Raw genomic sequence first — 23,384 nt, 5'->3', positions numbered from 1 at the left:
CGCGGGTCGTCGGCGGGGACGAAGCCGACCATCGGCAGCACGAGGAGCGACGCGTCGACCTCGGGCGAGCCGTAGGACTGCACGAAGTGGCCGCGCTCGGCGTCGAAGCCCTGGGCCTCGATCTCGGCGCGCACCTCGTCGCGGAGGCGCTCCCAGGTCTCGACCGGACCGGGCAGGCCGTTCTCGCGCACGGCGCGGACGCCCCGATCGAGCGCGGCCCAGATCATGACCCGCGAGTGCGTGAAGTGCCGCGGCTCGCCCCGGATCTCCCAGATGCCGTTGTCCGGCCGCTGCCAGTTGGTCTCGACGAAGCCCAGGAGCGCGCGCTGGAGCGGCCAGGAGAACTCCGTCTCGTCCACTCCGGCCACGCGGGCCTCGTGCAGAGCGACCATCACCTCGCCGATCACGTCCGCCTGGTACTGGTCGACGGCGGCGTTCCCGATCCGCACGGGGGAGGCGCCGTCGTAGCCGGGCAGGCTCGGCATCTCCCGCTCGGGCAGGTCGCGCTCGCCGGCGAGGCCGTACATGATCTGCACGTCCTCCGGCGCGCCCGCGACCGCGCGGAGCAGCCAGGCCCGCCACTTCTGCGCCTCCTGCTCGAACCCGTGCGCGAGCAGGGCCTGCAGGGTGAGCGAGGCGTCGCGGAGCCAGACGTAGCGGTAGTCCCAGTTGCGGGCGCCGCCGAACTGCTCCGGGAGCGAGGTGGTCGCCGCCGCGACGATGCCGCCGGTCTCGTCGTCGGTGAGGGCGCGGAGGGTCAGCAGCGAGCGGACGACGGCGTCGCGGTGCGGGCCGTCGTAGTCGATCGCCGACGCCCACTCGGACCACCAGGAGAGCGTGCGCTCCAGCGCGCGGTCGACGTCGAGGCGCTTCGGCGCCCGCTGGTGCGAGGGGAACCACGCCATCGAGAGGTCGACGACCGCGTCCGCGTCGACGTCGAACTCCGCCGCGTGGGCGTGGTCGACGGCCTTCAACCGCACTCCGCGCACCACGACCGCGTCGGGCCCGGCGACGGCGACGAGCAGCGGATCCTCGTCCGTCCCCTCCTGCCGCACCCACGGCATGGTGCGGGCGTAGTCGAAGCGGATGCGCAGCTCCTGCCGCATCCGGACGGTCCCCGACACTCCGCGCACCCGGCGCACCAGCTCGGCGCGCTCGTCGCGCAGCGGCATCACGTCGACCACCTCGACGACGCCGGTGGGGGTCGTCCACCGGGTGACCAGCGCGAGCGTGTCGCCGAGGTAGTGGCGCTCGCTCGTCGCCTCCCCGTCCACCGGCCGCAGCGACCAGCGCCCCTGGTCGTCGCCGCCGAGGAGGGCGCCGAAGACGGAGGCGGAGTCGAAGCGCGGCAGGCACAGCCAGTCGATCCCCCCGTCGCGGGAGACGAGAGCGGCCGTGCGGCAGTCGGAGAGGACGGCGTAGTCCTCGATCGGGGAGACCATGCGGCGATCCTCTCAGGTGCGGCTGTGGCCTCCCAGTCAAGGCGGAGCGGGGCTCTTCAGCGCCGCCGTAGGGTGAGCCGCATGGCACAGACCGTCTCGACCCTGCTCATCCTCGGAGCGACGGGGGACCTGTCCTCGCGGCTCCTCCTCCCCGCCGTCGGCCAGCTGCTGACCCGCGAGACCGACCGGCGGGTCCATCTCGTCGGCGCGGGACGCGAGGACTGGACCCAGGAGCACTGGCACGAGGTGCTGACCGCCTCCTTCGCCACCGTCGAGGCGCAGGGCGAGGGCGTGGACGCGCTCACCTCCGGCACGCGCTACCAGCAGATCGACGTCACCGATCCGGAGGCGCTCGCCGCACTGCTCGCGAGCTGCGACGGTCCGGTGGCGGTCTACTTCGCCCTCCCGCCGGCGATCGCGGCGAAGGCCTGCGAGGCGCTCGCCGCCCACGACCTGCCGGAGGGCACCGTGCTGGCGCTGGAGAAGCCGTTCGGGACCGACGAGACGAGCGCACACGCCCTCAACCAGCGCCTCGCCGCGCTGGTCCCCGAGGACCGCATCCACCGCGTCGACCACTTCCTCGGCCGCGCGACCGTGATGAACGTGCTCGGCCTGCGCTTCGCGAACCGGATCCTCGAGCCGCTGTGGTCGGCCGAGCACATCGAGAGCGTCGAGATCGTCTACGACGAGCAGCTGGCCCTCGAGGGGCGGGCGAGCTACTACGACGGCGCGGGCGCGCTGACCGACATGATCCAGAGCCACCTGCTGCAGGTCCTCGCGGTGATCGCGATGGAGCCGCCGTCCTCGCTCGACGCGGCCGACCTCCGGGACGCGAAGTCGATCGTCCTGCGCGCCACCCGCCTGCACGGCGACGACCCCGCCGCGAGCTCGCGCCGCGCCCGCTACACGGCGGGGACGATCGACGGACGCGAGCTGCCCGCCTACGCGGACGAGAAGGGCGTGGACCCCGCTCGCCGGACCGAGACGCTGGCCGAGCTGGTCGTCGAGATCGACACCTGGCGCTGGGCAGGCGTGCCGTTCACCCTCCGCTCCGGCAAGGCGCTCGGGGAGCGGCGGCGCGAAGTGGTCATCCGCTTCAAGCCGGTGCCGCACCTGCCCCGCGGCTTCGTGGGCACCGAGGCGCCGTCCGTGCTGCGGCTGTTCCTCGCGCCCGACCAGATGTCGCTCGAGCTGAACATCAACGGCCCCGGCGACCCGTACACGCTCGAGCGCGCCTCGCTGGAGGCGACCTTCGGCGCGGGCGAGCTGCTGGCGTACGGCGAGGTCATCTCGGGGATCCTTGACGACGACCCGTCGCTCTCGGTCCGCGGGGACGCCGCCGAGGAGTGCTGGCGCATCGTGCAGCCCGCGATCGACGCGTGGCACGCGGATCGAGTGCCGCTCGACGAGTACCCGGCGGGCAGCGAGGGCCCCGGGAGCTGGCCGACGCTCTGAAGGGCGGCCGGGGGAGGGTCGGCTACGGGGGATCTCGGGACGGCGGCGGTGCCGCCTCCTCGATCAGCGGGAAGGGCGACGTCGCTCGTCGGGTCGGCCGGAGGGCGAGCCCGCCGGCTGACCGCTCGGGTCAGGAGCGGGTCGCGACGGGGGTGTCGACGGCGACGTCGGCGGGGGCCGGCTCCGCCCAGACGGCGATCGGCTTCGGCTCCCAGGTGAGGGCGGCCGGCTCCACCGGGGGAGTGGAGGCGCGCATCGCGGGGATCGCCTCGGTGACCGGGGACGACGTCCGCTCGGCGCCGGCGCGGAGCTGCTCCTCCTGGATGGCGGCGGAGAGCTCGTGGGCGAGGGAGCGCGCGAGCATCCCGTGGAAGATCGGGTCGCGGTCGTCGTGGCTGCGGCGCGTGACGACCCAGGCGCCCTCGGATCCGACGAAGGCCGCGAGCCGCTCGTGGACGACGGCGAAGAGCTCGTCCTGCGTGAGGACGGGGGCCGCCTCGACGACCTCGTGGGCCGCCTTGCGGCGCCTCAGACGAAACCTCATGACGAACCCCGTTTCCCGTGCCGGCAGCGACTGGGAACAGTGTCGCCGCCACCGGGTCGGGAGACCGGCTGACACGCCGCCCCGCGGGGAGGCGGCGCGTCAGGAGGGCCTAGCGGTCGCGCTTCTTGCCGCGCTCCTCCTTGACGATCTCCTTCGAGTCGTAGGACACGGAGCCCAGGGCGACGGTGACCGAGATGGCCCAGCTGACCCACTGGAGGGCCAGGCGCCAGTCGCGCGGGCCCTTGCGCGTGGTCTGCAGGATCGACCAGCCGCCGACGATCGCGCTGATGACGCTGGAGTTGAGGATGAACTTGCGCATGCGTGTGCCTCCCGTGTTCACCCCGACGCTAGCGGGTGCGAAAGCTCTCAGAGGAACGCTTGACAGCACCGAGGGGTTGTCCCGCTACGGTGGACCGCCGCCGGGACCCGAATCCTCGAGCCGGGGCACGCCGAGGAGAACGGGAACGACATGCGCACGGCTGTGATCGGGGCGGTGCTGCTCCTCGTCGGGGCGGTGGCCGTCGTCACGGGGGTCCTCCCGATGGACGCGCTGGGCGAGCTGGTCGAGCGGACGGCGCCGATCCTCGGCTTCGTGGTCGCGGTGACCGTGGTCGCCGAGCTGGCCTCCGAGGCCGGCGTCTTCACCGTGGTCGCCGAGCGCTCCGCCGAGTGGGGCCGCGGGCGGACCGCGGTGCTCTGGCTGCTGGTGGTGGCGATGGCCGTCGTCAGCACGGTGTTCCTCTCGCTCGACACGACCGCCGTGCTCCTGACCCCGGTCGTGGTCCTGCTCGCGGCGCACGTGCGCGTCCCGCCCCTGCCGTTCGCGATGGCCACGGTCTGGCTGGCGAACTGCGCCTCCCTCCTCCTCCCCGTCTCGAACCTCACCAACCTGCTCGCGCAGCGGCGCCTGGGGGTCGAGGGCCCCTTCGCCTTCGCCGCGCTGACCGCGGTGCCCGCGCTCGTCGCGGCCGTCGTGCCCGTGCTGATCCTCGCGATCCGCTACCGGCGCGAGCTGGCCGGGCGCTACACCCCGGGGGAGCGGACGCCGGTGGAGGACCGGGTGTTGCTCGTCGGCGCGGGGACCGTCGTGGCGCTGCTCCTGCCGGCGCTCGTCTCGGGCCTCGAGGTGTGGATCCCGGCGACGGTCGCCGCGGTCGCGCTGATCGTCCTCTTCGCGGTGCGCCGTCCCGCGGCGCTCACGCCCGCCCTCCTGCCGTGGCAGCTCGTCGTGTTCGCGTCGGGCCTCTTCGTGGCGATGGAGGCGGCGCACCAGCTCGGGCTGGGCGCGGCGCTCGCCGTGGTCGCGGGGGAGGGGAGCGGGACGCTCGACCTGCTGCGCCTCGCCGGCTCCGGCGCGGTCGCCTCCAACCTGGTCGACAACCTGCCCGCCTACCTCGCCCTCGAGCCCGTCGCGGCGGATCCGCTCCGCCTGGTCGCCCTGCTGATCGGCGTGAACGCCGGGCCGCTGATCACCCCGTGGGCCTCGCTCGCCACCCTGCTCTGGCACCAGAGGCTGACCGCGCTGGGCGTGCACGTCTCGTGGCGCCAGTACGCGCTCCTCGGACTCGTCGCGGTCGTCCCGACGGTGGGCGGAGCGACGCTCGCCCTCGCCCTCGTGCAGGGCTGATCCCCCGTCCCCCGAGCGGGGCCGGCTGATAGCCTCGACGGGCACGACGACGGCTCGACCGACGAAAAGGGACCACCATTCCTCCGCACTCCGCCTCCGCCTCCTCCGCCGCTGACAGGACCGACGCCGGGACCTCGGGAGGGACCGAGCGCAACGCGTTCGTGGTCGTCTCGAACCGCCTCCCCGTGGACCGCGTCGTGGCCGAGGACGGCACCGCCTCCTGGAAGACCTCGCCCGGCGGGCTGGTCACCGCGCTCGAGCCCGTGATGCGCGCGAACGAGGGCGCCTGGGTCGGCTGGCCCGGCGTGGCCGACGAGGAGGTCGCCCCGTTCGTCGACAACGGCGTGCAGATCGTCCCCGTCGCCCTCAGCGCGCAGGAGCTCGAGGACTACTACGAGGGCTTCTCGAACGACACGCTGTGGCCGCTCTACCACGACGTGATCGCGCCCCCGACCTACCACCGCGACTGGTGGGACGCCTACGTGCGGGTCAACCAGCGCTTCGCCGAGGCGGCCGCGGCCGTGACGGAGGAGGGCGGCGTGGTCTGGGTGCAGGACTACCAGCTCCAGCTCGTGCCCAAGATGCTGCGGGAGCTCCGGCCCGACGTCACGATCGGCTTCTTCAACCACATCCCGTTCCCGCCCTACGGGATCTTCGCGCAGCTCCCGTGGCGCCGGCAGATCGTCGAGGGCCTGCTCGGCGCCGACGTGATCGGCTTCCAGCGCCAGGGAGACGCGGGCAGCTTCCTCCGCGCGGTCCGGCGCCTGCTCGGCTACGACACCCGCAGCACGGTCGTCGAGGTCCCGGTCGAGGAGGAGGCCGTCGGCGGCACCCGCCGCGTCAACCGCTCGCGGCGCGGGGCGAGCGTGCGCCCGGTCGTCGCCCGGCACTTCCCGATCTCGATCGACTCCGCGTCGTTCGAGGCGATGGCGCGCACCCCCGAGATCCAGGCCCGCGCCGCCGAGATCCGCGCCGAGCTGGGCAACCCCGCGACGATCATGCTCGGCGTCGACCGGCTCGACTACACCAAGGGGATCGGCCACCGCCTGAAGGCCTTCGGCGAGCTCCTGGCGGACGGCCGCCTCACCTCCGAGGACGCGGTGCTGGTGCAGGTCGCGAGCCCGAGCCGCGAGCGCGTGGACACCTACCGGCAGCTGCGCGACGACATCGAGCTGCAGGTCGGCCGGATCAACGGCGACTACAGCACGCTCGGGCACCCGGCGATCAGCTACCTCCATCACGGCTACCCGCGCGAGGAGATGGTGGCGCTCTACCTCGCCGCCGACGTCATGCTCGTGACGGCCCTGCGCGACGGGATGAACCTCGTCGCGAAGGAGTACGTCGCGTCCCGCTTCGACAACGACGGCGTGCTCGTGCTGAGCGAGTTCGCCGGAGCGGCCGACGAGCTCAAGCAGGCCGTGCAGGTGAACCCGCACGACATCTCGGGGCTGAAGGACGCGATGGAGGCCTCGGCGCGGATGCCGCGCGTCGAGCGCACCCGGCGCATGCGCGCGCTCCGTCGCCGCGTGCTCGAGAACGACGTGGCGCGCTGGTCCGAGTCGTTCCTCTCCGCTCTCGCGGAGCACGCGGCCGGCCAGCAGCTCGACGTGCGGCCCGCCGCCCGCGGGCAGGAGGCGCCGCACGGCCAGGAGGCCGAGCACCGCGACGACGCGGCCCACGGACAGGCGGCCGAGCTCGAGCGGGAGGCCGCCGACGACCGCGAGCTCGACGGCGGCGCGCGATGAGCGAGGGAGTGCCCGAGCGGCTCGCGGCGGCGCTGCGGGAGCTCGCCGCGACCGATCGGCTCCTGGTGGCCCTCGACTTCGACGGCACCCTCGCGCCCGAGGTCGACGACCCCGCCCGCGCGCGGGCGCTCCCCGAGGCGCGCGAGGCCGTGCTGCGGCTCCTCGCCCTCCCCGGCACCCGGGTCGCGCTGGTCTCCGGCCGGGCGCTCGGGAGCCTGGAGGAGGTCTCGCAGCTGCCGGACGAGGCGCTGCTGGTCGGCTCCCACGGCATCGAGATCCGCCTCGACCCCGAGGAGGACGCGGTCCGGCTCGACGACGACGAGCTCGAGAAGGTGGGAGTGCTCGAGGACGTCCTGAAGGGCATCGCCCGCGGGATCGACAACGTCTGGATCGAGGACAAGCCGGCCGGCTTCGCCCTGCACACCCGCCTCGCGACCGAGCGCCACAGCCGCGTCGCCCACGTCGTCGCCCTCTCCGAGGCGCGCGCCGAGGTGCAGGGGGTCACCATCCGCGAGGGGAAGAACGTCCTGGAGTTCTCGGTCCGCTCGACCACCAAGGGCGAGGCCGTGCAGCACCTCCGCCGCTACACCGGCGCGACCGCCGTCCTCTACGCGGGCGACGACGTGACGGACGAGGACGCCTTCGCGGTCCTCGGCTCCGGCGACGTCGGCATCAAGAGCGGCGAGGGCACCACCGCGGCCTCCTACCGGGTCCGCGGTCCCGAGCAGGTCGCGCACGCACTCCGGCTGCTGGCCGACCTGCGCGCGGAGTAGCAGCCCCCTTCCGGCGGTCAGCGCCGGCGGGTCCCGGATCGCCGACTCGCCGAGGACGGCCGTCCGCCGACGCGGGGAGCGGCCGTTCGCGACGAGTCGGAGATCCGCGGGGACGTCCGCGTCCGGTGCCGCTGCCGGAGGCCGTGGCAGGAACGGGTGCGCGGGCCGGTCCGGGTCCGCCCGGCGAGCAGGGGCACTGCGCGCGAGGCGGTAGCCTCATCGCATGCCGGAAATCGATTGGAAGCCCCGCTCGCGCACCGTCACGGACGGCATCGAGGCCACGACGTCGCGCGGGATGCTGCGGGCGGTCGGGATGGGCGATGACGACTGGGAGAAGCCCCAGATCGGCATCGCGTCCTCGTGGAACGAGATCACCCCCTGCAACCTCTCGCTCGAGCGCCTCGCGCGCTCCGCGAAGGAGGGCGTGCACTCCGGCGGCGGCTACCCGCTCCAGTTCGGCACCATCTCCGTCTCGGACGGCATCTCGATGGGCCACGAGGGCATGCACTTCTCGCTCGTCTCCCGCGAGGTCATCGCCGACTCCGTCGAGACCGTGATGATGGCCGAGCGCCTGGACGGCACCGTCATGCTGGCCGGCTGCGACAAGTCGCTGCCCGGCATGCTGATGGCCGCGGCCCGCCTCGACCTCGCCGCCGTGTTCGTCTACGCCGGCTCGATCGCACCGGGCTGGGTCAAGCTCTCGGACGGCACCGAGAAGGACATCACGATCATCGACTCCTTCGAGGCCGTCGGCGGCGTCAAGGCCGGGATCATGTCCGAGGAGGACGCCAAGCGCATCGAGTGCGCCTTCGCCCCGGGCGAGGGATCCTGCGGCGGCATGTACACCGCCAACACCATGGCCAGCGTCGCCGAGGCGCTCGGCATGAGCCTGCCCGGCTCCGCCTCGCCCGCCGCCGCCGACCGCCGCCGCGACTACTTCGCCCGCAAGTCCGGCGAGGCCGTCGTCGAGCTGCTGCGCAACGGCACCACGGCCCGCGACATCCTCACCAAGGAGGCGTTCGAGAACGCGATCGCGGTGGCGATGGCCTTCGGCGGGTCGACCAACGTCATCCTGCACCTGCTCGCGATCGCCAACGAGGCCGAGGTCGACCTCACGATCGACGACTTCAACCGCATCGGCGACACGATCCCGCACATCGGCGACCTCAAGCCCTTCGGCAAGTACGTCATGAACGACGTCGACCGCCACGGCGGCGTCCCGGCCGTGATGAAGGCGCTCCTGGACGCCGGGCTGCTCCACGGCGACTGCCTGACGGTCACCGGGAGAACGGTCGCCGAGAACCTCGCCGCGATGGACATCGCACCGCTGGACGGCGAGGTCATCCGCACCCTCGACAACCCGATCCACGCGACCGGCGGGCTCACCATCCTCAAGGGCTCGCTCGCCCCCGAGGGCGCGGTCGTCAAGACCGCCGGCTTCGACGCCTCCGTCTTCGAGGGTCCGGCCCGTGTGTTCGAGCGCGAGCGCGCCGCGATGGACGCTCTGACCGAGGGCCGGATCGAGAAGGGCGACGTGGTGGTCATCCGCTACGAGGGCCCCAAGGGCGGCCCCGGCATGCGCGAGATGCTCGCCATCACCGCCGCCATCAAGGGGGCCGGGCTCGGAAAAGATGTACTACTGTTGACGGACGGACGATTCTCAGGCGGCACAACCGGCCTGTGCATCGGCCACATAGCTCCCGAATCGGTGGACGCAGGTCCCATCGCATTCGTTCGCGACGGAGACCCGATTCGGGTCGACATCGCCGCTCGCTCGATCGACCTACTCGTCGACGAGTCCGAGCTCGCCGCCCGCCGAGAAGGCTGGGCCCCTCTCCCTCCGCGCTACACCCGCGGTGTCCTCGCCAAGTACGCCAAGCTCGTCCGCTCGGCAGCCGAGGGCGCCGTCACCGGGTGACCCGGCCCGCTCCGGCCGGCCGCGCACTCGCGTTCCCGGGCACTCGCCTCCGGCTCTGCCCGCCGCCGCACCACCTCCTGAAGGAATCGACACCCGCATGACTCCGGATCCGTCCGCCGTGCAGCCCGCACCGACGCCCCAGCCACCCCGACCCGCCCACGCTCCCGGGGCCGCCCCCGCGGCCGAGGTCCTCACCGGAGCGCAGGCGGTCGTCCGCTCGCTCGAGATGCTCGGGATCGAGGACGTCTTCGGCCTGCCCGGCGGCGCGATCCTCCCGGTCTACGACCCGCTGATGGACTCCTCGAAGATCCGGCACATCCTGGTCCGCCACGAGCAGGGCGCCGGCCACGCCGCCGAGGGCTACGCCTCGGCGACCGGCAAGCTCGGCGTCTGCATCGCGACCTCGGGCCCCGGAGCGACCAACCTGGTCACCGCGATCGCGGACGCCTACATGGACTCGGTCCCGATGCTCGCGATCACCGGCCAGGTGTTCTCGACGCTCATGGGGACCGACGCGTTCCAGGAGGCGGACATCGTCGGCATCACGATGCCGATCACGAAGCACTCCATCCTCGTGACGCGCCCCGAGGACATCCCCTCGGCCCTCGCCTCCGCCGCGCTGATCGCCACCACCGGCCGCCCCGGCCCCGTGCTGGTCGACATCACGAAGGACGCGCAGCAGGACCAGGCGCCGTTCCTCTGGCCGCCGAAGATCGACCTGCCCGGCTACCGTCCGGTCACGAAGGCCCACGGCAAGCAGATCCAGGCCGCGGCCCAGCTGCTGGTCGAGTCGCGGAAGCCGGTGCTCTACGTGGGCGGCGGCATCATCCGCGCCCGCGCGGCCGCCGAGCTGAAGGCGTTCGCCGAGGCCTGCGGCGCCCCCGTGGTGACCACGCTGATGGCGCGCGGAGCGTTCCCGGACTCGCACGAGCAGCACCTGGGCATGCCCGGCATGCACGGCACCGTCCCCGCGGTGCTCGCGCTGCAGGAGGCGGACCTGATCCTCGCGCTGGGCTCGCGCTTCGACGACCGCGTGACCGGCAAGGCGGCGCTCTTCGCGCCCCACGCCAAGGTCGTGCACGTCGACATCGACCCGGCCGAGATCTCCAAGATCCGCACCGCCGACGTGCCGATCGTGGGCGACCTCAAGGACGTCCTCCCGGACCTCACCGACGCGTTCGCCAAGGCCTCCGCCGACGGCCGCGCCGACACCTCCGAGTGGTGGAGCTACCTCAAGGGCCTGCAGACGGAGTTCCCGCTCGGCTACACCGAGCCGAACGACGGCCTGCTCTCGCCGCAGTACGTCATCAAGCGCATCGGCGAGATCACCGGCCCCGAGGGCGTCTTCGCCTCCGGCGTCGGCCAGCACCAGATGTGGGCGGCGCAGTTCATCAAGTACGAGCGCCCCAACTCGTGGCTGAACTCCGGCGGCGCCGGCACCATGGGCTACTCCGTGCCCGCGGCGATGGGCGCCAAGGTCGGCGCGCCCGAGCGCACCGTGTGGGCGATCGACGGCGACGGCTGCTTCCAGATGACCAATCAGGAGCTCGCCACCTGCACGATCAACGACATCCCGATCAAGGTCGCGGTGATCAACAACTCCTCGCTCGGCATGGTGCGCCAGTGGCAGACCCTGTTCTACGAGGGCCGCTACTCCAACACCGACCTCAACACGGGTCACGACACCGTCCGGGTGCCCGACTTCGTGAAGCTCGCCGACGCCTACGGCGCGCTCGGCATCCGCGTCACGAAGCCGGAGGAGATCGACGACGCCATCCGCCTCGCCATCGCCACCAACGACCGGCCCGTGGTGATCGACTTCGTCGTCAGCCGCGACTCCATGGTCTGGCCGATGGTCCCGCAGGGCGTCTCCAACAGCTACGTCCAGTACGCCCGAGACCACAGCCCGACCTGGGACGACGAGGAGTAGACCCGCATGACGCACCACGTTCTCTCCCTGCTCGTCGAGGACAAGCCGGGACTGCTCACCCGTGTCGCCGGGCTGTTCGCCCGCCGCGGCTTCAACATCGAGTCGCTGGCGGTCGGTCCGACCGAGCTGGCCGGGCTCTCGCGCATCACGGTCGCCGTGGACGTCGAGGACCTGCCGCTCGAGCAGGTCACGAAGCAGCTCAACAAGCTCGTCAACGTGATCAAGATCGTCGAGCTCGACACCGACCAGTCGGTCCAGCGCGAGCACCTGCTCGTCAAGGTCCGCGTCGACAACGTCACGCGCTCGCAGGTGCTCGAGGCCGTCACGCTCTTCCGCGCCCGCGTGGTCGACGTCTCGACGGACGCCCTGGTGATCGAGGTCACCGGCGACACCGGCAAGACCAATGCGTTCCTGCGGGTGATCGAGCCCTACGGCATCAAGGAGATCGCGCAGTCGGGCCTGCTCGCCATCGGGCGCGGCTCCAAGTCGATCACCGAGCGCGTCTTCAAGAACTGACCGCGAACTCTCCACTACAGAAAAGGACTCACCACGTGACCGAGCTCATCTACGACGCCGACGCCGACCTCTCCATCATCCAGTCCAAGAAGGTCGCGATCGTCGGCTACGGCTCGCAGGGCCACGCGCACGCGCAGAACCTCCGCGACTCCGGCGTCCAGGTCGTCATCGCGCTGAAGGAGGGGTCGAAGTCGACCGCCAAGGCCGAGGACGACGGCTTCGAGGTCAAGAGCGTCGCCGACGCCGCGGCCTGGGCCGACCTGATCATGATCCTCGCGCCGGACCAGCACCAGCGCGCGATCTACAGCGAGCAGATCGCCTCCGCGCTGACCGAGGGCAAGACCCTCGCCTTCGCGCACGGCTTCAACATCCGCTTCGGCTACATCGAGGCGCCCGCGGGCGTCGACGTCATCCTCATCGCGCCGAAGGCCCCCGGCCACACCGTGCGCCGCGAGTTCGTCGCCGGCCGCGGCATCCCGGACATCATCGCCGTCGAGAACGACGCGACCGGCACCGCCTGGGAGACCGCGAAGTCCTACGCGAAGGCCATCGGCGGCACCCGCGCCGGCGTCATCAAGACCACCTTCACCGAGGAGACCGAGACCGACCTGTTCGGCGAGCAGGCCGTGCTCTGCGGCGGCACCTCGCAGCTCGTCCAGTACGGCTTCGAGACCCTCGTCGAGGCCGGCTACCAGCCCGAGATCGCCTACTTCGAGGTGCTGCACGAGCTCAAGCTCATCGTCGACCTCATGTGGGAGGGCGGCATCGCCAAGCAGCGCTGGAGCGTCTCCGACACCGCCGAGTACGGCGACTACGTCTCCGGCCCGCGCGTCATCGACCCGCGCGTGAAGGAGAACATGAAGGCCGTCCTCGGCGACATCCAGAGCGGCGCCTTCGCGAAGCGCTTCATCGGCGACCAGGACGCGGGCGGACCCGAGTTCCAGGAGCTGCGCGCCAAGGGCGAGAAGCACCCGATCGAGGAGACCGGCCGCGAGCTGCGCAAGCTCTTCGCCTGGAAGCAGACCGACGAGGACTACACCGACGGCAGCGTCGCGCGCTAGTCGCACCGCGTCGACCGGGGGAGCCCCGGTCCGACGAGGGACCCGTCCACCGGGATCCCCTCGCCGGGCCGGGCTCCTCCGCGTCCGGGGCGCGCCTACCGCTCGAGCTCGCGGACGAGACGGCGGAGACCGCCCTTCGGCGGGACGAGGACGGGGTCCGGCCACCGGGGCGAGAGGTGGTCGCCGAGCGTCACCCGGCGCAGCTTGCGGCCGACGAGGGGGAGGACCCAGTCGGCCGCCCAGCGGCGCTGCTCGCGCAGCCGTGCGCGGAGGCGGAGCGGCTCGGGAGCGTCCCAGGGCCCGGTCGAGATCGTGTGCGGCACGCCGAGCGTGTCGAGCACGCGGCCGGCCAGGACGCGGTGCCCGCGCTTGGAGAGGTGCATCCGGTCGGGCGACCAGAGCACGGGGGAGTGGAACTCCCGCATCGCCCAGTAGTCGACGAGGATCGCGCCCCGCTCGCGGGCGATCCGGCGGACGGCGCTGTTGTAGAGGTGGTTGCGGCGCAGGAACATCCGCGGGGCGGGCAGTCCCGGGATGTCGACGCCGGTGAAGAGCACGAGGGAGGCGCCGGTGGTCGCGAGCGCGTCGACGAGCGCCTCGTAGCGGGTGATCAGATCGACGGTGTCGGTGCCGAGGTCGAGGATGTCGTTGCCGCCGGCGTACAGCGTGATCAGGGTGGGGCGGAGCGCGAGGGTCGGCGCGAGCTGGTCCTCGGTGATCTGGGCGAGGCGCTTCGAGCGGACGGCGAGGTTCGCGTACTCCCAGCCCGGCTCGGCCTTCGCCAGGCGCTCGGCGACGCGGTCGGCCCAGCCGCGCACTCCGTTCGGCAGGCGCGGGTGCGGGTCGCCGACCCCCTCCGTGAAGGAGTCGCCGAGGGCGACGAAGCGGCGGCGGCGGTCGTCCATCCGCTCAGCCTCGCCCCCGGGGGAGGACGCGGGGTGTCCGCCGGGTGTCGGGGAGGCGGCGGCGGGCTCCGAGCCTCCTGCGAGGTGCGCGCGGCTAGGGTGTTGCGGTGATCGATGGTGGACCGGGCCGCTCCCCGGAGGACGACGACGCGGCGACCCCGCCGGTGGACCGCGGGCCGGACGCCGGCCCGGAGGACGACGCCGACGACGAGGCCCTGGAGTGGGCGGGCGAGGGCGCGGACCCGACGCTCGCCGCGGGGACGGCGCGCGTGCGCCGGACGCCCCGCGCGGTCGCGGGGGCGGGCCCGGCGGACGACGGCTCGGACGACGACGACCCCGAGGTCGAGGACCCCGCCGACGAGGCCGCGTCCTCGTCCGCTCTGCTGATCGCCGCGGGCATCGCGGCCGGCCTCTACCTCCTGTACGCCATCGCCTGGGCGATCACGGCGACGCGGCAGTCGCCGGTCGCCACGGCCGGCTTCGCGGGCGATGCGCTCGGCGGCGCCCTCTACTCGCTCGGGCTCTGGCTGGCGGTCCTGGCGCCGCCGGTGTGGTTCGCCGTGGTGCTCCTCGCCACCCGCGACTCCCGGGTGCGCACCCGCGTGCTCTGGCTGGTCGCCGGACTCGTCCTCCTCTCTCCGCTGCCGTTCCTGAAGGGGGCCTGATGACCGACTCGACCCGGGCCACCCTCGGCGGGACCGGCCGGCGCGACCGGCCCGGCCGGCGCCTGGCCGCCTCCGTCCTCGTCGCCGTGGTGTTCGCGCTCTTCTTCGCCTGGGACGTCTGGGAGGCGGTCGGCAACCTGATCGGCCTGCGCAGCGCTGCTGCACTTTTGGGCACCGACCTCAATCCGACCGGGTGGGCAGTGCTGCTGGTGGCCTTGTGCATGCCGGTGCTCTGCTTCACCGTCGCCGTGATGCTCGGGCGGAGGCGGGGGGTATTAGCGAGGACGGGTTTGCTTGCGGCCGCCCTGTGTCTCTCCGCCGTAATAGCCCTCGATGTGCAGCTCATATTCGGCGGCATGAATCTCTTCTCGCTGAGCTGACCGGCGGCGTCACACGGCGCGGGGCGCGCGCACCCCTCCGCTACAGTGACGGGGGGCTGCCGACGCCCCCGCCTCGGTGCCCGCTCCGTCCCCTCTCCGAAGGAAGCGCCTCTCGTGACAAAGCCGGTCGTCCTGATCGCCGAAGAACTCTCGCCCGCCACCGTGGACGCGCTCGGTCCCGACTTCGAGATCCGCTCCGTGGACGGCACCGACCGCCCGGCGCTGCTCGAGGCCCTCGCCACAGCGCACGCGATCCTGGTGCGCTCCGCGACGCAGGTCGACGCGGAGGCGATCGCCGCGGCCCCCTCGCTCCAGGTGATCGCCCGCGCCGGTGTGGGCCTGGACAACGTCGACATCACCGCCGCGACCGCCGCGGGCGTCATGGTCGTGAACGCGCCGACCTCGAACATCATCTCGGCCGCCGAGCTCACCGTCGGCCACATCCTGAGCCTCGCCCGCCACATCCCCGCCGCGCACAGCGCGCTCGCGCAGGGCCTCTGGAAGCGCTCGAAGTACACGGGCGTCGAGCTCTACGAGAAGACCGTCGGCATCATCGGCCTCGGCCGCATCGGCGCGCTGATCACCGCGCGCCTGCAGGCCTTCGGTGTGAACGTCGTCGCCTACGACCCCTACGTGACCAGCGCCCGCGCGCAGCAGCTCGGCGTCACGCTCCTCTCCCTGGAGGAGCTGCTGGCCGAGAGCGACTTCATCACGATCCACATGCCGAGGACCCCCGAGACGACGGGCATGATCTCGGACGATCAGCTGGCGCTGATGAAGCCGTCGGCGTTCATCGTGAACGTGGCCCGCGGCGGCCTCATCGACGAGGACGCGCTGCACCGCGCGCTCGTCGCGAAGACCATCGCCGGCGCCGGACTCGACGTGTTCGTGAAGGAGCCGCCGACCGGATCGCCGCTGCTCGCCCTCGAGAACGTGGTCGTCACTCCGCACCTCGGAGCCTCGACCGACGAGGCGCAGGAGAAGGCCGGCGTCTCGGTCGCCCGCTCGGTGCGCCTCGCGCTCTCGGGCGAGCTCGTGCCGGACGCCGTGAACGTCGCCGGCGGCGTGATCGACGAGTACGTGCGCCCCGGCATCCCGCTGGTCGAGAAGCTCGGCCAGGTCTTCTCGGGCCTCGCGGACTCGCCGGTCACCTCCATCGACGTCGAGGTGCGCGGCGAGCTCGCCGGCTACGACGTGAAGGTCCTCAAGCTGGCGGCTCTCAAGGGCGTGTTCACCAACGTGGTCTCGGAGACGGTGTCCTACGTCAACGCGCCGGTGCTCGCGGAGCAGCGCGGCATCGAGGTGCGCCTGATCACGGAGCCGGTCTCGGACGAGTACCGCAACGTGATCACGCTGCGCGGCGCGCTCTCGGACGGCTCGCAGATCTCGGTCTCGGGCACGCTGACCGGCACCAAGCAGGTCGAGAAGATCGTGGCGATCAACGGCTACGACGTCGAGGTCCCCCTCGCGAAGCACCTCGTCGTCATGAGCTACGTCGACCGCCCCGGGATCGTCGCGGTCTACGGCCGCGAGTTCGGCGACGCCGCGGTCAACATCGCGGGCATGCAGATCGCGCGCACCGAGGCGGGCGGCAAGGCGCTCTCGGTGATCACCATCGACTCGCCCGCCCCCGACGGCCTGCTCGAGAAGGTCCGCGTCGCGATCGACGCCGACCTCATGCAGGAGATCGACATCACCGAGCAGTGAGCACGCGGCGGTTCGCTCAGGTCGACGTCTTCGGCGCCGCGCCGTTCCGGGGCAACCCGGTGGCGGTCGTCGTCGACGGCGACGGCGTGGGCGACGCCGCGATGGCGGAGTTCGCGCGCTGGACGAACCTCTCCGAGACGACCTTCCTCCTCCGCCCGAGCGACCCCGCGGCCGACTACCGGCTGCGGATCTTCACGCCGGGCGGGGAGCTGCCCTTCGCCGGGCACCCGACCCTCGGGAGCGCGCACGCCTGGCTCGCGGCCGGAGGGACGGCCCGCGCGGCGGGGGAGCTCGTGCAGGAGTGCGCCGCGGGTCTCGTCCGACTGCGGGTGACGGAGGAGGGCATCGCCTTCGCCGCCCCGCCCCGCCGGCGGACCGGACCGGTCGACGAGGCGACGCTCAAGCGGGTGGCTGCGGCTCTGCGGATCCCGCGCGCGGAGATCCTCGACCACGAGTGGGTCGACAACGGTCCCGGCTGGCTGGCCGTGCGGCTCGCGTCGGCGGAGCAGGTCCTCGCGCTGCGGCCGGACCAGGCTCTCCTCGCCGGGCTCCCCGTCGGCGTCGTGGGCGAGCATCCGGCGGGAGGCGAGTGCGCGGTCGAGGTGCGGGCGTTCATCCCCGACGCCGGTGTGTCCGAGGATCCGGTGACGGGGAGCCTCAACGCGGGGATCGCCCAGTGGCTGATCGGCAGCGGCGTGCTGCCCGAGCGCTACACGGCCGCTCAGGGGGCGGCGCTGGGCCGAGCCGGGCGCGTGCGCGTCGAGAGCACGGACGGCGCGATCTGGATCGGCGGCGCGACGGTGACCCTGATCGACGGCGTCGTCGAGCTGTAGCGGGTCCGCCGGGGCGGCGCGGTTCAGCTCCCGAGGAGGCGCTGGACGACCGCGAGGACGTCCTCGGCCTCGCCGCGCGACGGCGAGCCCGTGGGGAGCAGGGCGGAGTTGTAGTAGAGCCCGTCGCTCATCAGGACGATCGCCCGGGCGACGAGCGGGTCGCCCACGGCGTCGGCGACCACCTCGTTCCAGCTGTCGTGGATCCGCGCGAGGCCCCCGCTGGCGCGCTCGTCGTGCCCCTGCGCGATGCGCGACACGGCGAGGATCGTGCGGTCGAAGGCCGAGTCGGCGGCGAAGGAGGTGCGCAGCAGGTAGGCGACCACGCCCTCGGGAGCAGCGAGGCTCTGCGCGACGTCCGCCTCCCGCCGCGCGTCGAGGCGCTGCAGGAGCCCGTCGACGAGGGCGTCCTTCGAGGGGAAGTGGTAGAGCAGCCCGCCCTTGGAGACTCCGGCCTCGCGGGCGACGGCGTCGAGGGTCGCGGCGCGCTCGCCCTGCTCGATGAGGAGCTGCTCGAACGCGTCGAGGACGCGGTCGCGGGCGGGGGCAGGAGGCACGGCGACCATCCTACGGCGGATCAGTGGCGACTGTACCGGCTGGACGGTATACTCTCTCCGTTCTCCTCTGAAAGGTCGTCCCCGTGTCCGCGCGCACCGCTCCCGTCTCCACCCACGACACCGCCGGCGCCGCCGACCGGGTCGGGCGACGCGCCTGGGTGGCGCTCGCGGTGCTGATGCTCCCGGTGCTGCTGGTCTCGGTCGACAACACGGTGCTGAACTTCGCGCTCCCCTCGATCGCCGAGGATCTGGGGCCCTCCGGCACCGAGCTGCTGTGGATCGTCGACGCCTACCCGCTGGTGCTCGCGGGCCTGCTGGTGGCGATGGGCAGCCTCGGCGACCGCGTCGGGCGGCGGCGCCTCCTGCTGGTCGGCGCGGTCGGCTTCGCCGCCGTCTCGGTCGTGGCCGCGTTCGCTCCCACCGCCGCGGCGCTCATCGGCGCCCGCGCGGCACTGGGCTTCTTCGGCGCGATGCTGATGCCCTCGACGCTCTCGCTCCTGCGCAGCGTCTTCCCCGACCGCGACCAGCGCCGCCTCGCGATCGCGATCTGGGCGACCGGCTTCGCCGTGGGCTCGGGCATCGGCCCGCTGGTCGGCGGCGTGCTGCTCGAGCACTTCCCCTGGGGGTCGGTGTTCCTGCTCGCGGTGCCCGTGCTGCTCCCGCTGGTCGTCCTGGTGCCGATCCTGGTGCCGGAGTCGCGCGACCCGCAGCCCGGCCCGGTCGACGTGGTCAGCATCCTGCTGTCGCTGGCGACCATGGCGCCGGTCGTCTACGCGGTGAAGTCCTTCGCCGAGCACGGGATCGACGCGGTCGGCGTCGCGGCGCTCGTCGTGGGCGTCGTCTCGGGAGTTCTGTTCGTCCGCCGCCAGCAGCGCCGGGCCTCGCCGATGCTCGATCTCTCGCTCTTCCGCCGCGGCTCGTTCAGTGCGGCGATCGTGGTCAACCTCCTCAGCGTCACCGCGCTGGTCGGCGGGCTCTTCTTCCTCTCGCAGCACCTGCAGCTCGTGGTCGGGCTCTCGCCGCTGGAGGCGGGCCTCGTGCTCGTGCCGGGCCTCGCCGTGATGATCCTGGCCGGGCTCGGCGTGGTGCCGATCGCGCGCCGCGTCGCTCCGCGCCTCGTCGTCCCGGCCGGACTGCTGGTCTCGGCCGTCGGGTACATCCTGCTGGCACTCGGCAGCGGGGCGCCCGGAGGAGCGTCCGCCCTCACCGTCGCTGTCGCCTTCGCGTTCCTCGGCCTGGGCATCGGCGCGGCCGAGACGGTGTCGAACGAGCTGATCCTGGCCAACGCGCCCGCCGACAAGGCCGGTGCGGCCTCCGCCGTCTCCGAGACCGCCTACGAGCTCGGCGCCGTCCTCGGCACCGCGACGCTCGGCACCGTCCTCACCGCCGTGTACCGCGGGGGAGTCGTGCTGCCCGAGGGCCTCGACGCCGCGCAGGCGCAGCGGGCCGGGGAGACCCTCGGCGGCGCCGTCTCGGTCGCCGGCGAGCTGCCCGCCGACTCCGCCGCGAGCCTCGTCGCGTCGGCGAGCGCGGCGTTCGACTCGGGCGTCGGCTGGTCGGCCTGGCTCGGTGTCGTCCTCGTGCTGGCCGCCGCCGCGGTCGGCGCCTGGCGCCTCCGCCGGAGCTGACGCTCCTCCTCTCCTCCCGAGGGAGGCCGCCCGGGACGCGCAGCGCCTCCCGGGCGGCCCTCGCCAGCCCGACGGGGGGCGCGTGCCCCGGACCGCGGCGCGGGCGGGCCGCGAGTACGCTGGGGGGACTCCGACCCCGTACGCCTGAGGACCGCCATGCCCCGCACCGTGAAGCTCGCCGTCATCCCCGGAGACGGGATCGGGCCCGAGGTGACCGCCGAGGCCGTCAAGGTCCTCGACGCCGTCACCGCCGACTCCGATCTGGTGCTCGAGACGACCACCTTCTCGCTCGGCGCCGCCCGCTACCTCGAGACCGGCGACGTCCTCACCGACGAGGACCTCGCGGCGATCGCGGGGCACGACGCGATCCTCCTGGGCGCCGTCGGCGGAGCACCGGGCGACCCGCGCCTCCGGGACGCGAACATCGAGCGCGGGCTGCTGCTGCGGCTGCGCTTCGAGCTCGACCACTACGTCAACCTGCGGCCCACCCGTCTCTACGCGGGCGTCCCCTCGCCGCTCGCGGCTCCCGGCGAGGTCGACTTCGTGGTCGTCCGCGAGGGCACGGAGGGGCCCTACGTCGGTACCGGCGGCTCGATCCGGCAGGGCACCCCGCACGAGATCGCCAACGAGGTGTCGGTCAACACCGCCTACGGGGTCGAGCGCGTCGTCCGACACGCGTTCGAGCTCGCCCGCACGCGCCGCTCCCGGCTGACGCTCGTCCACAAGACGAACGTCCTCGTCTTCTCCGGCTCGCTCTGGAAGCGGATCGTCGACGAGGTGGGGGCCGCCTTCGAGGACGTGGCCGTCGACTACCTCCACGTGGACGCCGCCACGATCTTCCTCGTGACCGACCCTGCTAGGTTCGACGTCATCGTCACCGACAACCTCTTCGGCGACATCCTGACCGATCTGGCCGGCGCGATCAGCGGCGGCATCGGACTCGCGGCCTCGGGCAACATCAACCCCGACGGCGCGTTCCCCAGCATGTTCGAGCCGGTCCACGGATCCGCGCCCGACATCGCCGGACGGCAGCTCGCCGACCCGACCGCCGCGATCCTCTCGGCCGCGATGCTGCTGGACCACCTCGGCCGGAGCGACGAGGCCGCCCGCGTCACCGCGGCCGTGACCGCCGACATCGAGTCGCGCGACGGCACCCCGCGCTCCACGGCCGCGATCGGCGACTCCGTCGTCGCCCGCCTCCGCTGATCCCCCGCAGAAGGACACCACCACGATGAGCACCGACTCCGCCCCCGCCGACCTCGCGTTCGAGGTGACCGCCGCCCCCGCGCCCCGCTCCGCCGAGGAGCGCGCCCGGATCCTCGCGAACCCCGGCTTCGGCATGCACTTCACCGACCACATGGTCGGCCTCCGCTGGACCCGCACGGACGGCTGGCACAGCGCCCGCGTCGAGCCCTACGGCCCGCTCGCGCTCGACCCCGCCGCCGCCGTCCTGCACTACGCGCAGGAGATCTTCGAGGGGATGAAGGCCTACCGCCACGAGGACGGCTCCGTCTGGACCTTCCGCCCGGAGGCGAACGCGCGCCGCCTGCAGCGCTCGGCCCGCCGTCTCGCGCTGCCGGAGCTCCCGACGGACCTCTTCGTCGAGTCGCTGCGGCAGCTGATCGCGGTCGACGGCGACTGGGTCCCCTCGGAGCCGGAGACCAGCCTCTACCTGCGCCCGTTCATGTTCGCGCAGGAGGCGTTCCTCGGCGTGCGCGCGGCCGAGGACGTCGGCTACTACGTGATCGCCAGCCCCGCCGGCGCCTACTTCTCGGGCGGCGTCGCCCCCGTGTCGATCTGGCTCTCCACCTCCTACGCCCGGGCGGGCAAGGGCGGCACGGGAGCGGCGAAGACGGGTGGCAACTACGCCTCCTCCCTCCTCCCGCAGCAGGAGGCCTACAGCCACGGCTGCGCGCAGGTCCTCTTCCTCGACTCGCAGGAGTCGCAGTGGATCGAGGAGCTCGGCGGCATGAACGTGGTGCTGGTGAAGAAGGACGGCACGCTGGTCACCCCGGAATCGGACTCGATCCTCGAGGGCATCACGCGCGACAGCGTCCTGCAGCTCGCCGAGGACCGCGGCCACCGCGTCGAGCGGCGCCGCGTGAGCATCGACGAATGGCGCGACGGAGTGGCCTCCGGCGACGTGGTCGAGGTGTTCGCCTGCGGGACCGCCGCCGTGATCACCCCGATCGCCGAGCTCAAGGGCGAGGGCTTCTCCGTCGGCCGCGAGAGCGCGCCCGCCGGGGAGCTCACGATGTCGCTCCGCGAGGAGCTGACCGGCATCCAGTACGGACGCCGCGAGGACACGCACGGATGGATGACGAGGCTGGACGCATGAAGATCGCACGATTCGCCACGCAGCGCGACGGGGACAACGGGGGAGCGATCCACTTCGGGATCGTGGACGAGGACGACCTGGTCGTGCTCGCCGGCGACCCGATGTTCGCCGGGTTCGACACCACGGGGGAGCGCATCCCGATCGCGGAGGCGAAGCTCCTCGCGCCGGTGATCCCGCGCTCCAAGATCGTCGGCATCGGGAAGAACTACGCCGACCACGCGGCCGAGATGGGCGGCGACGCCCCGGCGGAGCCGCTGGTGTTCCTCAAGCCGAACACGTCGGTCATCGGCCCGGACGAGGCGATCGTCCTCCCCGAGGACAGCCAGCAGGTGGAGTTCGAGGGCGAGCTGGCGATCGTGATCGGCGCCGTGGCCCGCAACGTCCGCGCGGAGGACTACGAGGACGTGGTCTTCGGGTACACGATCGCCAACGACGTCACCGCACGCGACCTCCAGCGCTCCGACGGCCAGTGGGCGCGGGCGAAGGGCTACGACACCTTCTGCCCGCTCGGACCGGTCATCGAGACCGAGTTCGTCTGGAACGAGAGCGCGATCGAGACCCGCGTCAACGGGCGCGTGCAGCAGTCGGGCAGCACCGGCGACATGATCCACGGGGTGCCCGAGCTCGTGGCCTACGTCTCGCGCATCTTCACGCTGCTCCCCGGGGACGTGATCCTCACCGGGACGCCCGCCGGCGTCGGGCCGATCGCGAACGGCGACACCGTCGCGGTGGACGTCGAGGGCATCGGCACGCTGTTCAACCCGGTGGTCGTCCGGCGCTGAGCCCGGGCCCTCCTCCGCGGAGGGACGAGCGCCTCCGGCCCGCAAGGATCCTCGGATCCGGCGGGCCGGACGCGTCCGAGCGGGACGTCAGTCGGCGCTCGCCGGGTCGCTGCCGACCGCGCCCTCGGTCTCGTCCGGCAGGTCGGCGTCGCCGGAGACGGTGTCCCCTCCGCTGTCGCCGTCGGTCACGGCGTCCGTGACACCGCGGTCGATCGCGGTGCCCCCGGGAGCGGCCCCCGCGGCGGAGGCGTCGGCCGCGTCCTCGCCGGGCAGCACCGTCTGCGCGCCGCCGGTGTTCGGGGCGGCGTCGCCTCCGGATCCGGGAAGGTCCTCGTTCACGTTCTGGTCGGCCATGTCGGCTCCTCTCGTCGGGGCTCCAGCCCAGCACGCGACGGGCCCCTCCGCAGGACGTTGACAGCGCGGGGACGAGGGGGCAGAGGCGGGCCGTGAGGCCGGGCGACGCGCCTTCACCGTGCTCCCCGGCGCTGTCAAGCGGACTGCCTCCGGGGCCGTCTGGTCGTAGCGTCGAGCTATGAACTCCTCCCGCACCGACTCTGTCAGCCGCATCGCCCGGGAGGACT

The 23,384-nt window shown here is 72.8% G+C and carries 22 protein-coding genes; 16 read left to right on the top strand and 6 right to left on the bottom strand.

What is annotated here, in order from left to right; translation table 11 throughout:
* A partial coding sequence (locus tag C5C33_RS15765; RefSeq protein ID WP_104261568.1) for a glycoside hydrolase family 15 protein occupies positions 1-1,442 on the bottom strand: 1,442 nt, incomplete at its 3' end.
* An 81-nt stretch (positions 1,443-1,523) separates the two neighbouring features.
* Between C5C33_RS15765 and C5C33_RS15760 the strand changes: the two genes are divergently transcribed.
* Entirely contained in the window at positions 1,524-2,897 is a 1,374-nt protein-coding gene (locus C5C33_RS15760) for a glucose-6-phosphate dehydrogenase (protein ID WP_181136267.1), read from the top strand.
* 130 nt (positions 2,898-3,027) lie between these two features.
* On the opposite strand, the gene C5C33_RS15755 is transcribed toward C5C33_RS15760, so the two are convergent.
* Positions 3,028-3,441 carry a hypothetical protein gene (locus C5C33_RS15755; protein WP_104261566.1) on the bottom strand — a complete coding sequence of 138 codons (414 nt, stop codon included), beginning with the start codon at positions 3,439-3,441 and terminating at the stop codon, positions 3,028-3,030.
* A gap of 109 nt (positions 3,442-3,550) precedes the next feature.
* Positions 3,551-3,760, bottom strand: coding sequence for a hypothetical protein (locus tag C5C33_RS15750; protein WP_104223546.1), 210 nt, complete (start codon positions 3,758-3,760; stop codon positions 3,551-3,553).
* Positions 3,761-3,910: 150 nt separating this feature from the next.
* Between C5C33_RS15750 and C5C33_RS15745 the strand changes: the two genes are divergently transcribed.
* The 7 genes from C5C33_RS15745 (at position 3,911) to ilvC (ending at position 13,011) form a co-directional block, all read left to right on the top strand.
* On the top strand, positions 3,911-5,068 hold the full coding sequence (locus C5C33_RS15745; protein WP_104261565.1) for an SLC13 family permease: 1,158 nt from the start codon (positions 3,911-3,913) through the stop codon (positions 5,066-5,068).
* A gap of 161 nt (positions 5,069-5,229) precedes the next feature.
* Positions 5,230-6,813 (top strand): trehalose-6-phosphate synthase, encoded by a 1,584-nt coding sequence (locus C5C33_RS15740; protein ID WP_104261564.1) that lies wholly within the window; start codon positions 5,230-5,232, stop codon positions 6,811-6,813.
* Positions 6,810-7,586, top strand: a complete 777-nt coding sequence (otsB, locus tag C5C33_RS15735; protein ID WP_104261563.1) for a trehalose-phosphatase — start codon at positions 6,810-6,812, stop codon at positions 7,584-7,586. The genes C5C33_RS15740 and otsB overlap by 4 nt, the downstream gene beginning before the upstream one ends.
* Positions 7,587-7,809: 223 nt before the next feature.
* Complete coding sequence (gene ilvD / locus C5C33_RS15730; RefSeq protein ID WP_104233215.1) at positions 7,810-9,504, top strand: dihydroxy-acid dehydratase; 1,695 nt, start codon at positions 7,810-7,812, stop codon at positions 9,502-9,504.
* Positions 9,505-9,601: 97 nt separating this feature from the next.
* Entirely contained in the window at positions 9,602-11,434 is a 1,833-nt protein-coding gene (locus C5C33_RS15725; protein ID WP_104261562.1) for an acetolactate synthase large subunit, read from the top strand.
* A gap of 6 nt (positions 11,435-11,440) precedes the next feature.
* Entirely contained in the window at positions 11,441-11,950 is a 510-nt protein-coding gene (gene ilvN / locus C5C33_RS15720) for an acetolactate synthase small subunit (RefSeq protein WP_104261561.1), read from the top strand.
* Between the two features lie 35 nt (positions 11,951-11,985).
* Positions 11,986-13,011, top strand: a complete 1,026-nt coding sequence (gene ilvC / locus C5C33_RS15715) for a ketol-acid reductoisomerase (RefSeq protein WP_104223539.1) — start codon at positions 11,986-11,988, stop codon at positions 13,009-13,011.
* A gap of 95 nt (positions 13,012-13,106) precedes the next feature.
* Here ilvC and C5C33_RS15710 read toward each other — a convergent pair whose 3' ends face one another.
* Positions 13,107-13,916 (bottom strand): SGNH/GDSL hydrolase family protein, encoded by an 810-nt coding sequence (locus tag C5C33_RS15710; protein ID WP_104261560.1) that lies wholly within the window; start codon positions 13,914-13,916, stop codon positions 13,107-13,109.
* A gap of 107 nt (positions 13,917-14,023) precedes the next feature.
* Here C5C33_RS15710 and C5C33_RS15705 point away from each other — a divergent pair, with 107 nt between their 5' ends.
* The 4 genes from C5C33_RS15705 to C5C33_RS15690 all read left to right on the top strand — a co-directional run bounded on the left by C5C33_RS15705 (position 14,024) and on the right by C5C33_RS15690 (position 17,501).
* Entirely contained in the window at positions 14,024-14,581 is a 558-nt protein-coding gene (locus tag C5C33_RS15705; protein WP_104261559.1) for a hypothetical protein, read from the top strand.
* Positions 14,581-14,961 carry a hypothetical protein gene (locus C5C33_RS15700; RefSeq protein ID WP_104226250.1) on the top strand — a complete coding sequence of 127 codons (381 nt, stop codon included), beginning with the start codon at positions 14,581-14,583 and terminating at the stop codon, positions 14,959-14,961. Before C5C33_RS15705 ends, C5C33_RS15700 begins: the two co-directional genes overlap by 1 nt.
* Positions 14,962-15,075: 114 nt before the next feature.
* A complete protein-coding gene (gene serA, locus C5C33_RS15695) occupies positions 15,076-16,668 on the top strand; it encodes a phosphoglycerate dehydrogenase (protein ID WP_104223535.1) in 1,593 nt (530 codons plus the stop codon).
* Positions 16,665-17,501, top strand: a complete 837-nt coding sequence (locus C5C33_RS15690; RefSeq protein WP_104261558.1) for a PhzF family phenazine biosynthesis protein — start codon at positions 16,665-16,667, stop codon at positions 17,499-17,501. Before serA ends, C5C33_RS15690 begins: the two co-directional genes overlap by 4 nt.
* Positions 17,502-17,524: 23 nt before the next feature.
* Here the strand turns inward: C5C33_RS15690 and C5C33_RS15685 are convergent, their stop codons facing one another.
* Entirely contained in the window at positions 17,525-18,064 is a 540-nt protein-coding gene (locus tag C5C33_RS15685; RefSeq protein ID WP_104239274.1) for a TetR/AcrR family transcriptional regulator, read from the bottom strand.
* A 74-nt stretch (positions 18,065-18,138) separates the two neighbouring features.
* Here C5C33_RS15685 and C5C33_RS15680 point away from each other — a divergent pair, with 74 nt between their 5' ends.
* The 4 genes from C5C33_RS15680 (at position 18,139) to C5C33_RS15665 (ending at position 22,803) form a co-directional block, all read left to right on the top strand.
* Positions 18,139-19,683: an MFS transporter gene (locus tag C5C33_RS15680; RefSeq protein ID WP_258059394.1), complete on the top strand. Its 1,545-nt coding sequence runs from the start codon at positions 18,139-18,141 to the stop codon at positions 19,681-19,683.
* Positions 19,684-19,839: 156 nt separating this feature from the next.
* Positions 19,840-20,889 (top strand): 3-isopropylmalate dehydrogenase, encoded by a 1,050-nt coding sequence (locus C5C33_RS15675; protein WP_104261557.1) that lies wholly within the window; start codon positions 19,840-19,842, stop codon positions 20,887-20,889.
* Positions 20,890-20,914: 25 nt separating this feature from the next.
* The gene (locus C5C33_RS15670; protein WP_104256015.1) at positions 20,915-22,021 is read left to right on the top strand and encodes a branched-chain amino acid aminotransferase; all 1,107 of its coding nucleotides are present in this window, start codon (positions 20,915-20,917) and stop codon (positions 22,019-22,021) included.
* Entirely contained in the window at positions 22,018-22,803 is a 786-nt protein-coding gene (locus C5C33_RS15665) for a fumarylacetoacetate hydrolase family protein (protein ID WP_104247446.1), read from the top strand. The genes C5C33_RS15670 and C5C33_RS15665 overlap by 4 nt, the downstream gene beginning before the upstream one ends.
* Before the next feature lie 87 nt (positions 22,804-22,890).
* Here C5C33_RS15665 and C5C33_RS15660 read toward each other — a convergent pair whose 3' ends face one another.
* Complete coding sequence (locus C5C33_RS15660; RefSeq protein ID WP_104247445.1) at positions 22,891-23,157, bottom strand: hypothetical protein; 267 nt, start codon at positions 23,155-23,157, stop codon at positions 22,891-22,893.
* Positions 23,158-23,384 lie beyond the last annotated feature (227 nt).

This window comes from Rathayibacter sp. AY1H3 (genome assembly GCF_002932015.1).
The sequence above is the reverse complement of the archived record's forward strand: the minus strand, read 5'-3'. Positions and strand labels throughout refer to the sequence as shown.